This is a genomic window from Phyllobacterium sp. MT110 (assembly GCF_058792715.1).
In genome coordinates this window covers 293,919-309,447 of the sequence record NZ_JBXAFE010000006.1, presented here as the reverse complement: position 1 = coordinate 309,447, position 15,529 = coordinate 293,919, and the positions used below count along the sequence as shown (strand labels likewise).

The 15,529-nt window shown below is 57.0% G+C and carries 15 protein-coding genes; 12 read left to right on the top strand and 3 right to left on the bottom strand.

Annotated elements, in window-relative coordinates; translation table 11 throughout:
* Nucleotides 1-9: 9 nt before the first annotated feature.
* Complete coding sequence (locus AC1Q5O_RS23160; RefSeq protein ID WP_463012558.1) at nt 10-555, bottom strand: (2Fe-2S)-binding protein; 546 nt, start codon at nt 553-555, stop codon at nt 10-12.
* Nucleotides 552-3,377, bottom strand: coding sequence for a xanthine dehydrogenase family protein molybdopterin-binding subunit (locus AC1Q5O_RS23155; RefSeq protein WP_492566226.1), 2,826 nt, complete (start codon nt 3,375-3,377; stop codon nt 552-554). The genes AC1Q5O_RS23160 and AC1Q5O_RS23155 overlap by 4 nt, the downstream gene beginning before the upstream one ends.
* A gap of 368 nt (nt 3,378-3,745) precedes the next feature.
* On the opposite strand from AC1Q5O_RS23155, the gene minC reads away from it, so the two are divergent.
* The 8 genes from minC to AC1Q5O_RS23115 all read left to right on the top strand — a co-directional run bounded on the left by minC (nt 3,746) and on the right by AC1Q5O_RS23115 (nt 10,175).
* The gene (gene minC, locus AC1Q5O_RS23150) at nt 3,746-4,498 is read left to right on the top strand and encodes a septum site-determining protein MinC (RefSeq protein WP_464663588.1); all 753 of its coding nucleotides are present in this window, start codon (nt 3,746-3,748) and stop codon (nt 4,496-4,498) included.
* 29 nt (nt 4,499-4,527) lie between these two features.
* Nucleotides 4,528-5,343, top strand: a complete 816-nt coding sequence (minD, locus tag AC1Q5O_RS23145; protein ID WP_223614465.1) for a septum site-determining protein MinD — start codon at nt 4,528-4,530, stop codon at nt 5,341-5,343.
* A complete protein-coding gene (gene minE, locus AC1Q5O_RS23140) occupies nt 5,340-5,603 on the top strand; it encodes a cell division topological specificity factor MinE (RefSeq protein ID WP_464663590.1) in 264 nt (87 codons plus the stop codon). The genes minD and minE overlap by 4 nt, the downstream gene beginning before the upstream one ends.
* Before the next feature lie 57 nt (nt 5,604-5,660).
* Nucleotides 5,661-5,843: a hypothetical protein gene (locus tag AC1Q5O_RS23135; RefSeq protein ID WP_223614463.1), complete on the top strand. Its 183-nt coding sequence runs from the start codon at nt 5,661-5,663 to the stop codon at nt 5,841-5,843.
* A 364-nt stretch (nt 5,844-6,207) separates the two neighbouring features.
* Nucleotides 6,208-7,035 carry a transporter substrate-binding domain-containing protein gene (locus AC1Q5O_RS23130; protein ID WP_464663592.1) on the top strand — a complete coding sequence of 276 codons (828 nt, stop codon included), beginning with the start codon at nt 6,208-6,210 and terminating at the stop codon, nt 7,033-7,035.
* A gap of 95 nt (nt 7,036-7,130) precedes the next feature.
* A complete protein-coding gene (locus AC1Q5O_RS23125; RefSeq protein ID WP_492566223.1) occupies nt 7,131-8,414 on the top strand; it encodes an NAD(P)/FAD-dependent oxidoreductase in 1,284 nt (427 codons plus the stop codon).
* Nucleotides 8,415-8,428: 14 nt separating this feature from the next.
* Complete coding sequence (locus AC1Q5O_RS23120) at nt 8,429-9,400, top strand: amino acid ABC transporter permease (RefSeq protein ID WP_464663594.1); 972 nt, start codon at nt 8,429-8,431, stop codon at nt 9,398-9,400.
* A gap of 22 nt (nt 9,401-9,422) precedes the next feature.
* On the top strand, nt 9,423-10,175 hold the full coding sequence (locus AC1Q5O_RS23115; RefSeq protein ID WP_492566221.1) for an amino acid ABC transporter ATP-binding protein: 753 nt from the start codon (nt 9,423-9,425) through the stop codon (nt 10,173-10,175).
* Between the two features lie 46 nt (nt 10,176-10,221).
* Here the strand turns inward: AC1Q5O_RS23115 and AC1Q5O_RS23110 are convergent, their stop codons facing one another.
* On the bottom strand, nt 10,222-10,953 hold the full coding sequence (locus AC1Q5O_RS23110; RefSeq protein WP_464663598.1) for a GntR family transcriptional regulator: 732 nt from the start codon (nt 10,951-10,953) through the stop codon (nt 10,222-10,224).
* Between the two features lie 196 nt (nt 10,954-11,149).
* Between AC1Q5O_RS23110 and AC1Q5O_RS23105 the strand changes: the two genes are divergently transcribed.
* The 4 genes from AC1Q5O_RS23105 to AC1Q5O_RS23090 all read left to right on the top strand — a co-directional run bounded on the left by AC1Q5O_RS23105 (nt 11,150) and on the right by AC1Q5O_RS23090 (nt 15,404).
* On the top strand, nt 11,150-12,163 hold the full coding sequence (locus tag AC1Q5O_RS23105) for an SIS domain-containing protein (protein ID WP_492566219.1): 1,014 nt from the start codon (nt 11,150-11,152) through the stop codon (nt 12,161-12,163).
* Between the two features lie 51 nt (nt 12,164-12,214).
* Complete coding sequence (locus AC1Q5O_RS23100) at nt 12,215-13,036, top strand: PfkB family carbohydrate kinase (RefSeq protein ID WP_492566217.1); 822 nt, start codon at nt 12,215-12,217, stop codon at nt 13,034-13,036.
* 381 nt (nt 13,037-13,417) lie between these two features.
* Entirely contained in the window at nt 13,418-13,930 is a 513-nt protein-coding gene (locus AC1Q5O_RS23095) for a DUF305 domain-containing protein (protein WP_492566339.1), read from the top strand.
* 10 nt (nt 13,931-13,940) lie between these two features.
* Nucleotides 13,941-15,404 (top strand): YncE family protein, encoded by a 1,464-nt coding sequence (locus AC1Q5O_RS23090; RefSeq protein ID WP_492566215.1) that lies wholly within the window; start codon nt 13,941-13,943, stop codon nt 15,402-15,404.
* Nucleotides 15,405-15,529 lie beyond the last annotated feature (125 nt).

The following is a 15,529-nucleotide window of genomic DNA, read 5'->3' as shown; positions in this document are numbered from 1 at the left end:
ACTACTCCCTCAGGTTTTCAAGAGGCCGGGTGTCTTCAGCACCAGGTCGCGCACGGCCTGGTGATAGCGGACGTAACCGGTACAGCGGCAGATATGATTATCAAGCGCTTCAGTGATGGCCTGCTCCAGATCGGCTCTGGCGATCGGCTTTCGTTTCAACTGGTCGATGAAAACGGTTGCACCGGTGACAAAACCCGGCGTGCAGTAACCGCATTGGAACGAAAAATTCTCGATGAAGGCCTGCTGAATTGGCGAGAGTTCGACAATGGCACCAGAGGCATCGCGCCTGGCGTGTCCCTCCACCGTGCGCACCTTTTTGTCCTTGAACCAATGCGCACCCGTAATACAGGTGCGCACCTCATCGAGTGTACCATCATCCCTTTCCACGATCACCGTGCAGGCATGGCAGATGCCTTGCCCGCAGCCCATGCGCGAACCCGTGAGATTGAGATACTCGTAGAGAAAATCCTGCATCATCATGCCCTCGGGCACGTCGACGGGATCGATCGCCTTGTCATTGACGGTCAGCGACAGCTTCTTTGTGGCCAGGGTCATGCCAGCGCTCCCCGTATCTTTTCCGGTGTAATCGGCAAATCGTAGAAGCGCTTGCCGATGGCGTGCGCCACCGCGTTGGCAAGCGCCGGCACCACCGCAATCATCACGACCTCGGCGATACCCTTGGGCGGGTCGGTCTCCGAAAGCGGCGCGAGGATTTCCGCAGTCTGGGTCCAGACTGCCACGTCTTTGGAACGAGGCAGCTCGTAGCGGTTCCAGTTCCAGGTGCCGTCGCCGGGACCGTCCTCGTACAGCGGCAGATACTCCTTCAGCGCATGGCCGATACCCATGGCGATGCCACCCTGGATTTGCCCGGAGACCAGTTCCGGGACGACCTGGGTTCCGCACTCCATGATCGAGTGGTGCGCAAGCAGCGTCACTTCGCCTGTCGCCGTATCGACGCTGATTTCGGCCAGTGTCGCCATCGGCGCATAATAGGTGACGCCGGCATTGTTGCGCTGGGTGGGCGGATAGTGAACCGCTGCCCGGTTGACGAACTGCCAGCCGTCCAGCGTCATGAGCGTTCTGGTTTCGGCGGAGGCGCCATCGCCATATTTCACCGCAAGCGCATCGATCGGAAGCCGCACCCGTCCTGCATTCGGGATGTCGAATTCGGCTTCCGTCCATTGCCAGCGGTTGAAGGTATGGACCGTCACGCCGGTGACGAGACCGAGCCGGTGCGCTTCGGCCGCAACCGCCTCGAAACTGAGCGGCGCCAGTCCGCCCGCGTTCACCTGGCCGTTTTCAAGCCGGATGTCCTCCCGCCGCACGGTGTAGGGGGTCATCGATCCGCCGCCAATGCCGCGCGACCACAGCGACTTGGCTGCCGGCCAAATGGCAAGGTCGACAAGCGCATGCGCCGCCTGCCGCGTGGCATGACCGAGATAATAGACGCTGTTGGTCGCGCTCATCGGCGAGGTGAAACTTGGCGTCCAGCGCGGGTTCTGGCTGTGCTTGTCTTCGTCTTCCTGAGACATGGTGTATGGCTCTTCGGAGGTTTCGAGCGGCATCTGCGGCCAGCGCACCTTGCCGAACTCCGTCTCGTCGGGGACGCGGCCGAGAATGTCGCCAACCATGATCGCCTGCGACGTGGTCGTGCCGGTTCCGATCTCATGTGCCACATGCGCGAACCTGATCCGGCCCGAGGCATCGAACTCAAGCGCAGCGAGTGCCGACTCCGCGCCCGTGCCGTAGTCCTTCTGCACGTGACCGTAACCAACGCCGTAGCGTTTGCCGGGATTGGCGGCATCGAACGCGGCCTTCTTCTCGGCGCGCTTTGTCCACAGCGGATGGTCGCGCGCCTTGAGCAGGATTTCCTCGTTGCGCAGTGCGCCCGCGGGGATCGCTCCTTGTGTATTCTTCATTCCGGACTTGAAAACATTCTTCAACCGGAGGTCGATCGCATCCATTTTCAGGATTTCGGCGACCTCATCGACCATCATCTCGGTCGCCGACATCGACTGGAGGGTGCCATAGCCTCGCGTCGAGCCCGCGTCGACAGCGCGCGAGGCAATGGCTGCGGCAGAAAAGTCGCTTTTCGGCAGATAGTAGATCGACTGCGCCGCCGTTGCCCCGACGAAGCCCACTGAAAACGAGAAGTTGGGGCGCCCGCCGCCGTCGTTCTTGAAATGGCCGGTCATGGCGCGGAACTGGCCGGTTTGACGGTCAACGACCAGCGTGTTGTCCATCCAGAACGCGTGCCGCTTCAGTCCCATCTGGAACTGTTCGTAGCGATCATTGGCAAGCCGTACCGGCCGGCCATCGCCGTAGAGGCCCGCCAGAACGCAGAAAAACGGAAAGATGGAATGATCCTTGGTGCCGTAGCCGACGGTATAGCCGACCTTGAGGTCGACCTCCTTGAGATGGAATTTCGATTTGGAGACGAGGCTTGCCGAGACCTCGGCCACCTCGTAAGGCGACTGCGTCGCCATCATGATGTGAAGGATACCGGTTGATGCATCGTACCAGACATTGCCGTTGTCCGCCTCCATGGCGGATGCGTCGACCGACTGGGAGAAGTATTTGTGTTTGAAGACCAGCAGGTCGTTGCCGGCGTCGCCGATTTCCTTCTCGATCTGCGCAGCGGCAGCCATGCCGCGTGCCATGGCATTGCCGTCGCCCGCTGCCGGCCACGCCGGTTCATCACCGGCAAAACCGCCATAGATCACAGCATCCTTCAGCGATGAGTATCGGTCATCCGCATCAGGCGTGCCGCCGTCGATGCGCACATAACGCGCCGCGCCATAGTGCGCCGGATGGCTGTAAGGCGCCTTGCCGCCATAGCGAACCACCGTATCGTCAAAGCGTATCAGCCGCTTGGCCGCGTCGTAGCGGACGAAGTCATGATAGACGAGAAGTGCGACCGGCTGCCCCAGCAGCCGGGCGGTTTGCCCTTTTGGCACGAAGAATACGTCACCATAAAAGCCGTCGCCCGGGATGGTGAGGTTGTCGGCAACGAGATCTTCGTGAAGAACGAGGCGGTCGGGTTTCAAGTCGTCGCCGAGAAGGCTCAGGTCGATGCCTTCGAATATGCGATCCGCTTTGGTCGCGTGCAGCATGAAGGCGTGCGCCTGCGCCTTCGGCCAGTTTTCAAGATCGCGGGCACGGTAATCGCGGGCGAAGGTCTTTTCGCCTGTGACCTTGGCGATGGCGTCGAGCCGGAATTTCGGCCGACCGTCGGCCTTTAGCCAGTCAGGCCCGGGTGAGGGGGGCGTTTGAATGAGTGCAGCCTGCGCCGGCGCTGAGAGAAAAGACACCTTGATGGCGATGCCTGCCGCGACGCTGCCTTTGATAAAGGTTCTACGCGAAACATTGGGCTTCATGTCTCCCCCTCCTCCAAACAATTGCAGGCAGTGTAGCGCGCAGCCTGACGTATAGATACAGCGGACGCAATTTCGGAGTCAAATAATACATGCAGTTGCTTCTGAAAGGAGGTTGCATGTGTTGCGATGGACTTGCAGCTTTCCCGTATATCAGGGCCGAATAGGATTGTGGTGCCGCGGGCAAACTTCAGATCATTTTGGGACAGCTTTCGGGGCGGTACTCATCCGGCAAAGTCGGTCGAGCGAGACCCGCCTGCTTCCTCCGCGCATGGACCGGATTGCAGATTTTCACCTGTGTGAAATCGGCGGAAATTAACCATCTGTTAACCATTCGCCGCCTATACCGCCGGAACGAAAAATTAACTTAGATGAACAAAGTGCTAACAGATTCTCAACCAATACGCCTCAAAGGCCGGTCGTTTCTTGCCCTTGTGCTTTCGCCCGAAGCGCCGATCGATCGTTGGCTGCTCCAACTGGACGACCTTGCATCACGTTCTGCGGGGTTCTTCCTGGGTAAACCGATTGTTCTCGACGTTGAGAACCTGCAAACCGACCGCGCTGGGCTGACGCTGCTGATCGAAGAGCTTGCCAAGCGCGGGGTATCGATCATGGGCATGGAAGGTGCCCGCCCGTCACTGCTTGCTCCCGGTATGCCACCGGCAATGCGGGGCGGGAAATCCGCGACGGATTTCCAGGCTCCCGCAGCAACGACGGCAATCGAACCACGCAGCGGAAACGCCAAGCCTCCTTTAACGTCGGCGAACGCTTCCAGTGGAGCTCAGGTCCGCGTGATGCCGTCGATTATCATCAAGGAGCCTGTGCGATCGGGGCAATCGGTGATTTTTCCGGAGGGCGATGTGACCATCATCGGATCGGTCGCCTCGGGCGCTGAAGTCGTCGCGGGTGGCTCTATCCATGTCTATGGCACGCTGCGAGGCAGAGCTATGGCCGGCTCGGCCGGCAACGCATCGGCGCGCATTTTTTGCCGCAAACTTGAAGCAGAACTGTTGGCCATAGATGGCCTTTACAAGACAGCCGAGGATTTGGAACCTCGGCTTCGCGGGAAAGCTGTACAGCTGTGGCTCGAGGGAGACACCATACTGGCAGAGGCATTTGGTTGAATCAGGGCTCGAGGAAGGTAGGAAAAAATATGGGAAAAGTGGTGGTAGTTACCTCGGGCAAAGGAGGCGTTGGTAAAACAACGTCAACCGCCGCACTTGGCGCGGCACTTGCTCAGCGCAATGAGAGGACGGTTGTCATCGATTTCGACGTGGGATTACGGAACCTCGATCTTGTTATGGGTGCAGAACGCCGTGTCGTCTTCGATCTGGTCAACGTCATCCAGGGCGACGCGAAATTGCCCCAGGCGCTCATTCGCGACAAGCGGCTCGATACACTCTTCCTGCTGCCTGCATCCCAAACCCGCGACAAGGACAATCTCACGGCTGAGGGTGTGGAAAAGGTCATCGAAGATTTGAAGAAATCCTTTGACTGGATCATTTGCGACAGCCCGGCAGGCATTGAACGCGGGGCGACGCTGGCGATGCGCCACGCCGACATTGCAGTCGTCGTCACGAACCCGGAAGTCTCCTCGGTTCGGGATTCAGACCGGATTATTGGCCTTCTCGACTCAAAGACGCTCAAGGCCGAACGCGGTGAGAGAATGGAAAAACATCTCCTTTTAACCCGCTATGATGCAAACCGGGCGGAACGCGGCGATATGTTGAAGGTGGAAGACGTTCTCGAAATTCTATCCATTCCGCTGCTTGGCATCATTCCCGAAAGCCAGGACGTCCTGCGCGCATCCAACATCGGTTCGCCGGTAACCCTGGCTGACAAGGATAGCGCACCGGCTTTGGCCTATATGGATGCCGCACGGCGCCTCGCCGGCGAAACGATCCCTGTCACCATTCCCAGTGAAAAGCGCGGTCTGTTGGGCAAAATATTCCGACGGAGGGCAGCATGAGCATTTTCCGTTTCTTCAATAAGCAAGCTTCGGCACCCAAGGCACGCGAGCGTCTGCAGATTCTGCTTGCCCATGAACGTGCATCGCACGGGCATTCCGACCTGGTCATTCTGTTAAGGGAAGAAATCCTGGCAGTCGTCACGCGGCACATACAAATCGATCGGGAAAAAGTTCGCGTGACAATGAACAGTGATGATCAGGTTTCGATGCTGGAGGTCGACATCGAGATTCCATTGAAAGCCGGAGTTCGGGCTGCTTGATGGATACATGAGAAGGGGTCGGGGCAAACGCCAAACCAGTGGATGAAGGAGACGAGTATGAACCGGTTTGCACTTCTTGAACGGCTGAAGGAGCTCCAGGGAATGCCAAAGTTCCAAAAGCGCGATATTTGCACGGTCAGTGCGTTTCTGCCAATCGATGCGCTAGCCAAACACGTGGCTCTTTGCGAACAGGCTGTTGGGATCGATCCTAAGCCTGGCAAAGCGCACGCTGCATCTTGATCGCAGCTTCGAAGGTTCTGTACAGATAGGCTGAGGGATCAACTCCGGGCATGGGCCGGCTCCGGTTCCTTGTGTTCCTCAGCCGCGCCTCATCGCTCCGTTTGGGGCGATGATCCGATCGCTGGCCTGTGCCCTTTTCCAGCAGGCTGTGCGCATCATCTGAACAGTGCGGATTCCAAGCCGCAACGTGACATTTTCATTTCTCATGATCTCATATTCAAATTGCAACAACTTTTGCGGGCGTTGCGCATAAAATGGCAGGCGCCGTCTTGACTCCATAGGTCATTGGCTATGAACTGCATTGTCTGACGTCTTACATAAGCATTGAAATGCAGGGGACCGACGTCGCATTCAGGAGGATGGCATGGGTTATATATTCAAGAGTCTGGCGGCCGGGATATTGGCACTTTCGTTCGCACCGGCAGCGCAAGCGGGAACAACGCTTGAGCGGGTAATGCAGAAAAAGGCCATGGTTGTTGCAACCAACAGCAGTTGGCCGCCGCAAAGTTATCTCGATGACAACAACGAAATGGTCGGTTTCGATATCGACATGTCCAAGGAGATCGGCAAGCGACTTGGCGTCGAAGTCTCCTTCCAGACCCCGGACTGGGCTACTCTGACGGGCGGTCGCTGGCAAGGGCGGTATGACGTGGGCGTCGGTTCCGTAACGCCGACAAAAGCCCGTGCGCAGGTTATCGATTTCGCATCGGTGTATTACTACAGCCCCTATGTCTACGTCGTCCATAAGGACAGCAAAGCCAAATCGAGCGCGGATTTGAACGGCAAGACCATCGGTGTCGAGACGGCAACGACGTCAGAAGATTTTATCCGTCGTCAGCTTGAGATCGATGCTCCGGGCCTGCCACCAGTCGAGTATAAAGTCGAACCAGGTGAAGTTCGTACCTTTGCCGATTCAATGCTGCCATTTGACGATCTTCGCCTTGGCGACGGGGTCCGTCTGGATGCGGTCATCGCCCCGGAGCAGACAGCACAGAACGCAATCAAGAACGGATATCCCGTCCGAATTCTTGATGGCGGCTATGCCTTCCGTGAACCGCTTGTCGTGATCGCCGAAAAAGGTGATCCCGAGTGGACCGCCAAGATCGGTGAAATCATCGGGGCCATGCGATCGGATGGCACGCTCACGGCGTTGACCACCAAATGGTACGGCAAGGACTATAGCACCAACTGACAAGGAAGAGCGCGGGCGCCGACGATTGTGGCAATACCCGCGCTCCATCCTCCTGGTATTCGATCCTTCAAACGCATTCCCCCCGCGAGCAAGCAATGAGTTACATTGATACGTTCTATCGACGGACAATTGCCGAAGACAGACGATTTCCGCTTCTGTCGGGCACTGTCGAGTGCGACACCTGCGTTATTGGCGGTGGTCTCGCCGGAATTACCACTGCTCTTCAGTTGGCACGGGCCGGCCAGACGGTCGTTGTGCTGGAGGCCGAGCGTATCGGCTGGGGAGCGTCCGGGCGAAACGGCGGCTTCGTCGGTTCGGGTTTTGCCAATGACGGCGATGCCATAGCCCGCATGGTTGGGCCTGAAAGCGCGCACAAGCTTCATGCCCTGTCCATTGAAGGCATGCGCTTTGTACGCGACACGATCAACGATCTGAACATTGCGTCGGCAGACCCTATCCACGGGATCATGTCTGTCTTGCGATATGACGATGGGGAGGCTCTGAAGGCCCGCGCTGCAGTCCTTCAACGGGATTTCGGCTATGGCGTGGACTATCTGAGCCGTGATGAAGTGCAGGCGAAACTCCGGTCCAAGCGCTATTTCCAGGCATTGCGCGATCCGCAAGCCTTTCACATGCATCCGTTGAATTATTTGCGCGGCGTTGCCGCGGAGATTGAGCGGTTGGGCGGAAAGATCTTCGAAGCGAGCCCCGCGATTGCCAACGACTTTTCCCAACCTGAAAAGATTGTTCACACCGACACGGGAAAGGTCAAGGCGCGTTGCATCGTGGTGACGACGGGCGGCTACACCACCGGTTTCCTGCCAAAACTGAAGCGAAGCTTTCTGCCGATCGCGACCTACGTGATGCTTTCCGAAGAAGCTCCCGAACTGATCCGGCAGGCCGTCGATACGTCGCACGCCGTGGGTGACAACCGCAGGGCAGGGGACTATTACCGGGTCGTCGAGGGGGGCAAGCGCCTGCTATGGGGCGGCCGGATTACCACAAGGGCAGCGTCACCGGCTGCGCTTGCCGCCGAGCTGCGGCGGGAAATGGTAAGCACATATCCTCAACTTGCCGATCTTAAGATCGAAACATCCTGGTCTGGATTGATGTCCTATGCCAGGCACCTCATGCCGCAGATCGGGCAACTGCAGTCGAACGTCTGGTATTGCACCGCATTTGGTGGACATGGTTTGAACACGACCGCCATTGGCGGCAAGCTCGTGGCCGAGGCCATCCTGGGACAATCCGACCGATACAATCTGTTCAAGCCGTTCGGCCTTGTCTGGGCTGGAGGCTTGGCCGGGCTGACGGTGGCGCAACTCACTTACTGGAAACTACAGGCTCAGGATTGGTGGCGAGAACGATCGTCCGTCTGACTATGGGGATCAAAATGATTGCAACTCTCGTTCTTTCCTACCCAAAGACAACACGACGCATCGCAGCCGTCATCGCTGTCGTGTTTGTTGCGGCCATGCTCTACTGGATGGGCGTGGGCGGAAACTGGATTACGACCCTGTTTCCTTCATTGGCGCCGGGAATTGCAGCCTCGCCCGAGATAACACGCGCCTTAGCGGCGATCTGCTTCGCCTTGCTGATTGCAGTTAACTGGAAGCTCCTGGGGCTTCTGCCCAGGACGTACCAGATCGGCGCCGTATGGGCGGAACTGTTCGGCCTGCTGTTGCTGTTCTTCTATTCATTCGATCTCAGTTTCACATTCATTGCAAAGAAGATTGGCTTCCTCATAACGCAAGGCGTCGTCACGACCCTTTATATATCGGTGATCTCAATTTTCATTGCCACGGTCATTGCGCTGATTGGCGCAATCGCCAAGCTCTCCAAGAACGGTGTCATCTACGGACTTGCGAGTTTCTACACATCGCTGTTCCGCGGTCTGCCGCTGCTCATGCAGATTTACATCATCTATCTGGGCTTGCCGCAGGTGGGCTATGTGATCGGTGCGATCCCGGCCGGCATTCTGGCGCTGTCGCTTTGTTATGGCGCCTATATGACCGAGATTTTCCGGGCCGGCATTGAAAGCATACCGCGCGGCCAGAGTGAGGGCGCAACAGCGCTCGGTCTGCGGCCCAATCATACGATGTTTCTGGTTGTCCTCCCGCAGGCCATGCGCGTCATCATTCCGCCGACCGGCAATCAATTCATCGCCATGCTCAAGGATTCCTCACTGGTATCGGTCGTGGGCGTCTGGGAGATCATGTATCTGGCGCGCACGATGGGCCAGAAAGAATTCAGGCACATCGAAATGCTCATCACGGCATCAATGATCTACTGGCTCCTGTCCATCGGCCTCGAGATTGTGCAGGCCCGCATTGAAGAGCGGTTCGGCCGGTCGTTGAAACGCTAATGCTCGCTCCAAGGGAAACGCCATGACAACATCCGCCGCTTCATCGGTCGAAATTGAACTGAACAGCGTCCATAAGTGGTTTGGGAGCTTCCATGCATTGGACGACATCAACCTTGTGATCGCTCCCAGGGAAAAGGTGGTGATCTGCGGACCGTCCGGTTCAGGTAAATCCACCCTGATACGCTGTATCAACCGGCTCGAGGCCCATCAGGAAGGCAAGATCGTCGTGGGCGGGATTGAGTTGACCGCTGATGAAGACCGGATCGATGAAGTGCGGCGGGAAGTCGGCATGGTGTTCCAGCATTTCAATCTGTTTCCTCACCTGACCATATTGCAGAACTGCATTTTGGCGCCCATGTGGGTGCGGAAAACGCCAAAGAAAAGAGCCGTCGAGATCGCCATGCATTATCTTGAGCGTGTGCGCATCCCCGAGCAGGCCAACAAATATCCGATCCAGCTTTCCGGCGGCCAGCAGCAACGCGTCGCCATCGCCCGCGCTCTTTGCATGAATCCGAAGATCATGCTGTTTGACGAGCCGACATCGGCGCTTGATCCGGAGATGGTCAAGGAAGTGCTCGACACGATGGTGTCTCTGGCCAAAGAGGGGATGACCATGATTTGCGTCACCCACGAGATGGGCTTTGCAAAACAGGTTGCCGATCGCGTCATTTTCATGGATCGCGGCAAGATCGTCGAGGAAGGCAAGCCGAATGACTTTTTCGACAATCCGCAGAATGAGCGCAGCCGGCATTTCTTGAGCCAAATACTGCATTGACCGGCATGGCCAAATGCGTCGGCGACCGGACGCTGCTATCGCAGCGTTACCTGCGCGCCAGACTGAATGAAAAATGACTGCCCTTGTGGTAGTCCAGGGCATAGACCACCGGCGTTCCCGCTGCATTGAAACAGGTTTCAGTGATCAGCAGCGCGGGGCCAAAATTGCGCAGATCATTCCGATCCACGACATCCTGCGGTAGCATCACGGCGGAAACGGACGCGGCCGACATGCGAGGCCTTTGCTTGTACTGGTCCAGCAAGGCCAATAGTGAGCCGCTCCAGTCGATGTCATAAAGGCGGGCGGTTATGATGCTGCGCGGCACGTAATCCACGCAATACATTATCGGATCGTCATGCTCCAACCGCAATCGTTCGAGCCGGATCACGCGCGCGCCTTCGTCGAGGTTCAGTTGCTTTGCCAGGGCCGGATCCGGTGCTTCTTCGGAGATGGACAAGACCTTGTTGACGGTGTTGTAGCCGTAGTGTCCGGTCATTTCCGTCACACTTTCGAAGACCGTTATGGGACGGTCGATCTGGATGGCGGAAATTGCCGAGACAAATCGGCCGCGCCCGTGTTCGACGTAGATCAATCCGTCCTGTTCCAGCAGTTTCAACGCTTCCCTCAATGCCGGCCGGGAGATTTTGAAACGCGCCGTCAGTTGCGCTTCCGTCGGGAGTTTATCGCCGGGCCGGAGGGCCTGCTCGCGAATGAGGTCTGCAATTCTTTCGCGAAGTTGAATGACCAATGTTCGCATATCGCGAAGGGGCTCGTCCACGGATCACCTCGTCAGCAAGTGGTTTTGATCCTCCTTGTCTGACAAATATGATCCGGTCAAGAAGGCTTTTGCTGAACTTATCATTTAAATCGCTCTCTTTCATATGGGCATTATTGACAATGATGTCAGTTGTCTTACAACTAAGAATGTATCTCCGATTGAGAACAATCCACACTTCTCTGCCAGAAAGACCAACATGCTGAATTTTGATGAACAGCGATATCTTCGCATCCAAACCGGCGCGCTCGCGCTGGAAAACCGCCTTGATCAGGTCATAGGAAGCTGTTTGGCTCGCGGAGCTGAAAACATATTTTTCCTCGGCACCGGCGGCGCGGCAATCCTCATGCAGCCCGCCGTGCAATTGCTGCAGCGGCAGTCGCGTTTTCCCGCCTTTATCGAATCGACGGCAGAGCTGCTGGTGACCGGTTCGCGCAATCTCACCGCGAAATCGATCGTCGTGATGCCCTCGCTATCCGGCACGACCAAAGAGAGCGTGGCACTGCTTGAGAAAATAAAAACGCTGGGGGCAACGGTAATCACCCTTGTCGGACATGAGCAGACACCTCTTGGAAAGGGTGGCGATCACGTGTTCGTTAATTTCGCAGAAGACGATACGTCCTGCGAATCTTTCTATCTGCAATCCCTGATTATTGCTCTGTCCGTTATGAAACACCGCGGTGAGATTGCCAATTATGACCAGCTGATTGGTGAACTCACACAGTTGCCGGGGCTTCTTCTCGACGTGAAGCGTTCCTTCGAAGATCAGGCAAATGGGCTGGCCATGCGGTTGGCGAATTCCAATTATCACATCATAACCGGGGCCGGGAATGTGTGGCCGGCGGCCTTTTACTACGGCATGTGTATTCTGGAGGAGATGCAGTGGATACGCGCGCGTCCGGTGCATGCGTCGGATTTCTTTCACGGAACGCTGGAACTCGTCGAAGAGAATGTCAGCCTGTTCCTGCTAAAGGGGGAAGATGCTTGCCGCCCCTTGGCCGACCGTGTGGAGAGCTTCGCACGAAACTATACCGACCAGGTGTCGGTCATCGATACGGCGGCATTTGATCTGCCCGGTATTTCTGCCGAACTGCGCGGGCTTGTCTCGCCCATTCTGCTGGCAGCTGTTTTAGAGAGGATCAGCGCCCATTTGGAAGTGATACGGAACCATCCGCTGACCACCCGCCGTTACTATAAGCGGGTGGCTTACTAGAGAGGATCATGGTCCAAGCCATCCTTCGATTTGAAGAAAGGTTCAAGCACGTTGAAGACACCACTGCGCATTGCTGCCGTTGGCGATAATTGCATCGACTACTTTCAGGCGCCTCCGGCATATTCGGTCGTTGGTGGAAATGCAGTCAATGTTGCGGTTCAACTCGCGCGGCTGGGATGCCAGTCGTTCTACTTCGGTGCCGTTGGTGAGGATGCTGCCGGGAAGCGCACGGTCGCGCTCCTGGCAGAAAATGGCGTGGAGGTTCAATACATCCAGAGTAAAGCCGGCAGAACGGCGTCGACACAAATTTCGATAACTTCTTCAGGCGATCGGATAATAGTCGACGAAGATTTTGGCACCTGCTCTGGATATGCCCCACCGGCTCGCGATCTGGCCGTTCTCGAAACAATGGATCACGTGCATATCGGTTGGCTCGACGACGGGGGAACGCTGCGTCGTCACCTCACGGAGCGGGGTGTCAGCGTATCGCAGGATCTCGGCGTGAATAATGATCCAGCACACCTAGAACCCCATGGGCTGACAATCGCCTTCGGGTCGGCGGGGGAGAACGCCGCACGTGCAACACAATTGCTGACAACCTATCTCGCCGCAGGTGCTCTCAACGCCGTTGTCACATGCGGCAGTGCCGGTGCAATCGCTCACGGTGGCGACGGTGAAATTCGAGTAGGCAGCAGGAAGACAGAGGTGGTGGATACGACCGGCGCGGGCGACAGCTTCATTGCCGGCTTTCTCGTGGCTTTCCTGCATCAGAAAGATTTCCACAGCTGTCTGGTTGCGGGACGTGATTGTGCAGCCGTCACCTGCTCGCATTTGGGCGGGTTTCTGCAGCCACTGATAGCGACGGATCTGTAAAGAGCGAAAGAATCTGGAAAGCGAGACTATTTTCCCAAAATGGAGGCCGCAGGAAAAGCGGTCTCGTCTGTAACCTCCACGGCGGTTTTCAATCGCACTTTCAACGGACAGCTACCTTGCTGTTGCGTATATTGGGCCCCGCCGCAGACTGGCGTCCCGGGCATTCTGGCGACAAATATAACACTGCCGGGCGGCGCCCTTATTGGACGCTCAACCCTTCCACCAAGCCTCGAGCTGCAAACGGCAGCGGTAAAGAGATTTCAGCATCCGGCTTCGGCGCCGCAGCTTGCTTGAACATGCTCAATGCAAAAAAATGTCACGGCGTGGAATAAACCGACGTTTGGCGTGTCTCACCATCAGAACACACAATCCGATCGGAGTATGAAAGACATGTCCCATCGATATCTCAATGGTCAACGAGCACTTCTTCTCGCCGGAACACTTGCTGTCGCTTGGTCCGCCATTGCTGCGGCGCGCGATCCTTCCAACGACGCGATATGCATGAGCGACGCGACGAAATCTGCAGTGCAGAACGAAACGCCATTTCTGACGCAGAATGATGCGGCCATGACAAAAATGATGGCGGACATGGAGGTCAAGCCAACCGGTGATGTTGATCGCGACTTTGTTGCGATGATGGTGCCGCATCATCAGGGCGCGATTGATATGGCACTGGCGGTTCTGCGCTATGGCAACAACGAGAACATAAAGCGTCTCGCCCAGGAAATCATCGTCACGCAGCAACAGGAAATTGCAGCGATGCGCCTGGCGATCGGCGAACCCCTGCCTCCATCCAAACCATCTCCGACCCAAACCTCGTTCATACCTGATTTGGATACCCGCTCGCCGTCAACGCAAGCAATGTCCATGTCACCAGCCATGAACATGAAATAGGGAGTTTGAAATGAGATTGAAGCTTTTTACAACAGCATTGCTGATTGGCACCGCAGTCGCAGGGTTGGTTCCTGCTTTGGCCGGGCAGGTACCCGGATTGGCCTCGGCACCCGACGTTCCGGTCAGTCATCGTGATCGCGTCTACGCTGCCGAACAGTTCTCCAATACAGTATCGGTTACCGATCCCTTCGATAACAAGTTGTTGGGCGTGATCCGGCTCGGAGATCCACAACCCGGCAATCTCAGTCCGCTCTATCGCGGCCAGGTGCTTGTGCACGGCATGGGTTTCTCCCCCGATCACAAAACGCTTGCGGTTGTCTCGATCGGCACCAATTCCGTTACGTTTATCGACACGGCCACCAACGCGATCAAACACGTCACCTACCTCGGGCGGGCCCCGCATGAGGCATTTTTCACACTCGACGGCAAGGAAGTCTGGGTCACGGTTCGGGGTGAAGATTACATCGCTGTTCTGGATGGACATACATTTGCAGAAAAGACGCGGATCAAGGTTCCCGCAGGACCGGGCATGCAAATCTTCTCACCTGACAACAAATACGGCTATGTCTGTTCGTCGTTCAATCCGGAAACCGTTGTCATCTCCATTGCCGATCACAAGATCGTCGGCCATGTGAAGCAGGAAAGTCCATTCTGCCCTGATCTTGCAGCAACGCCCGATGGCAAGCAGGTCTGGTTCACCCTGAAAGACGTGGGCAGGACACAGGTGTTTGACGCCAAGCCCCCCTTCAAACTCCTCAAAACGCTGGATACGGGGCCGATCACCAATCACGTGAATATCGTCCGCAATGCCAATGGCATGTTTGCCTATGTGACTGTTGGCGGATTGAACCAGATCAAGGTTTTCCGCACCGACACGTTTGAGCAAGTGGCTGCGATCCCGGTCGGTAAGCTCCCGCATGGCCTGTGGCCCTCTGGCGATGGCACGCGCATTTACGTTGGTCTGGAAAATGCCGATGCATTGGCGGCCATCGACACGCTCACCAATACTGTGACTGCAACCATTCCCATCGGACAGGCACCGCAGGCCTTGGCCTATGTTCCCAATGCCGTCCCGCAAGGGGACGGGATGCAGAACTTGCAACCTCTCGGTGTTGCTGGCCAAGCGGCTCACTTGACCCTCGGTTCGGTGACACCAGCTGTGTCTGTGGACGCGAAGCCGACCAGTGTGACCCTCTTCGATCAGGGGCTTACACAGGTCCTGCAAGCCGCAGTGACGGGCCTGGAGCCAAAGCAGCCTTATGTGCTGGCCTTGGCTTCTCAGGCGGATGGCGGTGGCATGCTCGAGCCGCTGGCGGCGTTCATGACCAACCCCGCAGGTTCGGCAATCGTCAATGCGGTTGGCCCCATTCGTCAATTGGCGCAGAGTGGACAGGATGTCCCGAACCGTTATCTGGTGGTTGCGTCCGGCACAGCCGCCAAAATCGGTACGCCCGTGCAGGTGCAGACCAAATGATAACGCGCTGCCCGCCTTCGGTTTGCCGCCGGACAGCGGAATGCGGGCAGCGGTTGCAGATCAGGACGGGACATCAGAATCTTATTGGCACACCGGCTACCGCCAAAGACGCAAGACAATGTCTT

Excerpts from the sequence above, each read along its gene's own strand:
- AC1Q5O_RS23160 (WP_463012558.1), bottom strand. The coding sequence starts at position 555 with ATGACCCTGGCCACAAAGAAGCTGTCGCTGACCGTCAATGACAAGGCG.
- AC1Q5O_RS23155 (WP_492566226.1), bottom strand. The coding sequence starts at position 3,377 with ATGAAGCCCAATGTTTCGCGTAGAACCTTTATCAAAGGCAGCGTCGCG.
- minC (WP_464663588.1), top strand. The coding sequence starts at position 3,746 with ATGAACAAAGTGCTAACAGATTCTCAACCAATACGCCTCAAAGGCCGG.
- minD (WP_223614465.1), top strand. The coding sequence starts at position 4,528 with ATGGGAAAAGTGGTGGTAGTTACCTCGGGCAAAGGAGGCGTTGGTAAA.
- minE (WP_464663590.1), top strand. The coding sequence starts at position 5,340 with ATGAGCATTTTCCGTTTCTTCAATAAGCAAGCTTCGGCACCCAAGGCA.
- AC1Q5O_RS23135 (WP_223614463.1), top strand. The coding sequence starts at position 5,661 with ATGAACCGGTTTGCACTTCTTGAACGGCTGAAGGAGCTCCAGGGAATG.
- AC1Q5O_RS23130 (WP_464663592.1), top strand. The coding sequence starts at position 6,208 with ATGGGTTATATATTCAAGAGTCTGGCGGCCGGGATATTGGCACTTTCG.
- AC1Q5O_RS23125 (WP_492566223.1), top strand. The coding sequence starts at position 7,131 with ATGAGTTACATTGATACGTTCTATCGACGGACAATTGCCGAAGACAGA.
- AC1Q5O_RS23120 (WP_464663594.1), top strand. The coding sequence starts at position 8,429 with ATGATTGCAACTCTCGTTCTTTCCTACCCAAAGACAACACGACGCATC.
- AC1Q5O_RS23115 (WP_492566221.1), top strand. The coding sequence starts at position 9,423 with ATGACAACATCCGCCGCTTCATCGGTCGAAATTGAACTGAACAGCGTC.
- AC1Q5O_RS23105 (WP_492566219.1), top strand. The coding sequence starts at position 11,150 with ATGCTGAATTTTGATGAACAGCGATATCTTCGCATCCAAACCGGCGCG.
- AC1Q5O_RS23095 (WP_492566339.1), top strand. The coding sequence starts at position 13,418 with ATGAAAGACATGTCCCATCGATATCTCAATGGTCAACGAGCACTTCTT.
- AC1Q5O_RS23090 (WP_492566215.1), top strand. The coding sequence starts at position 13,941 with ATGAGATTGAAGCTTTTTACAACAGCATTGCTGATTGGCACCGCAGTC.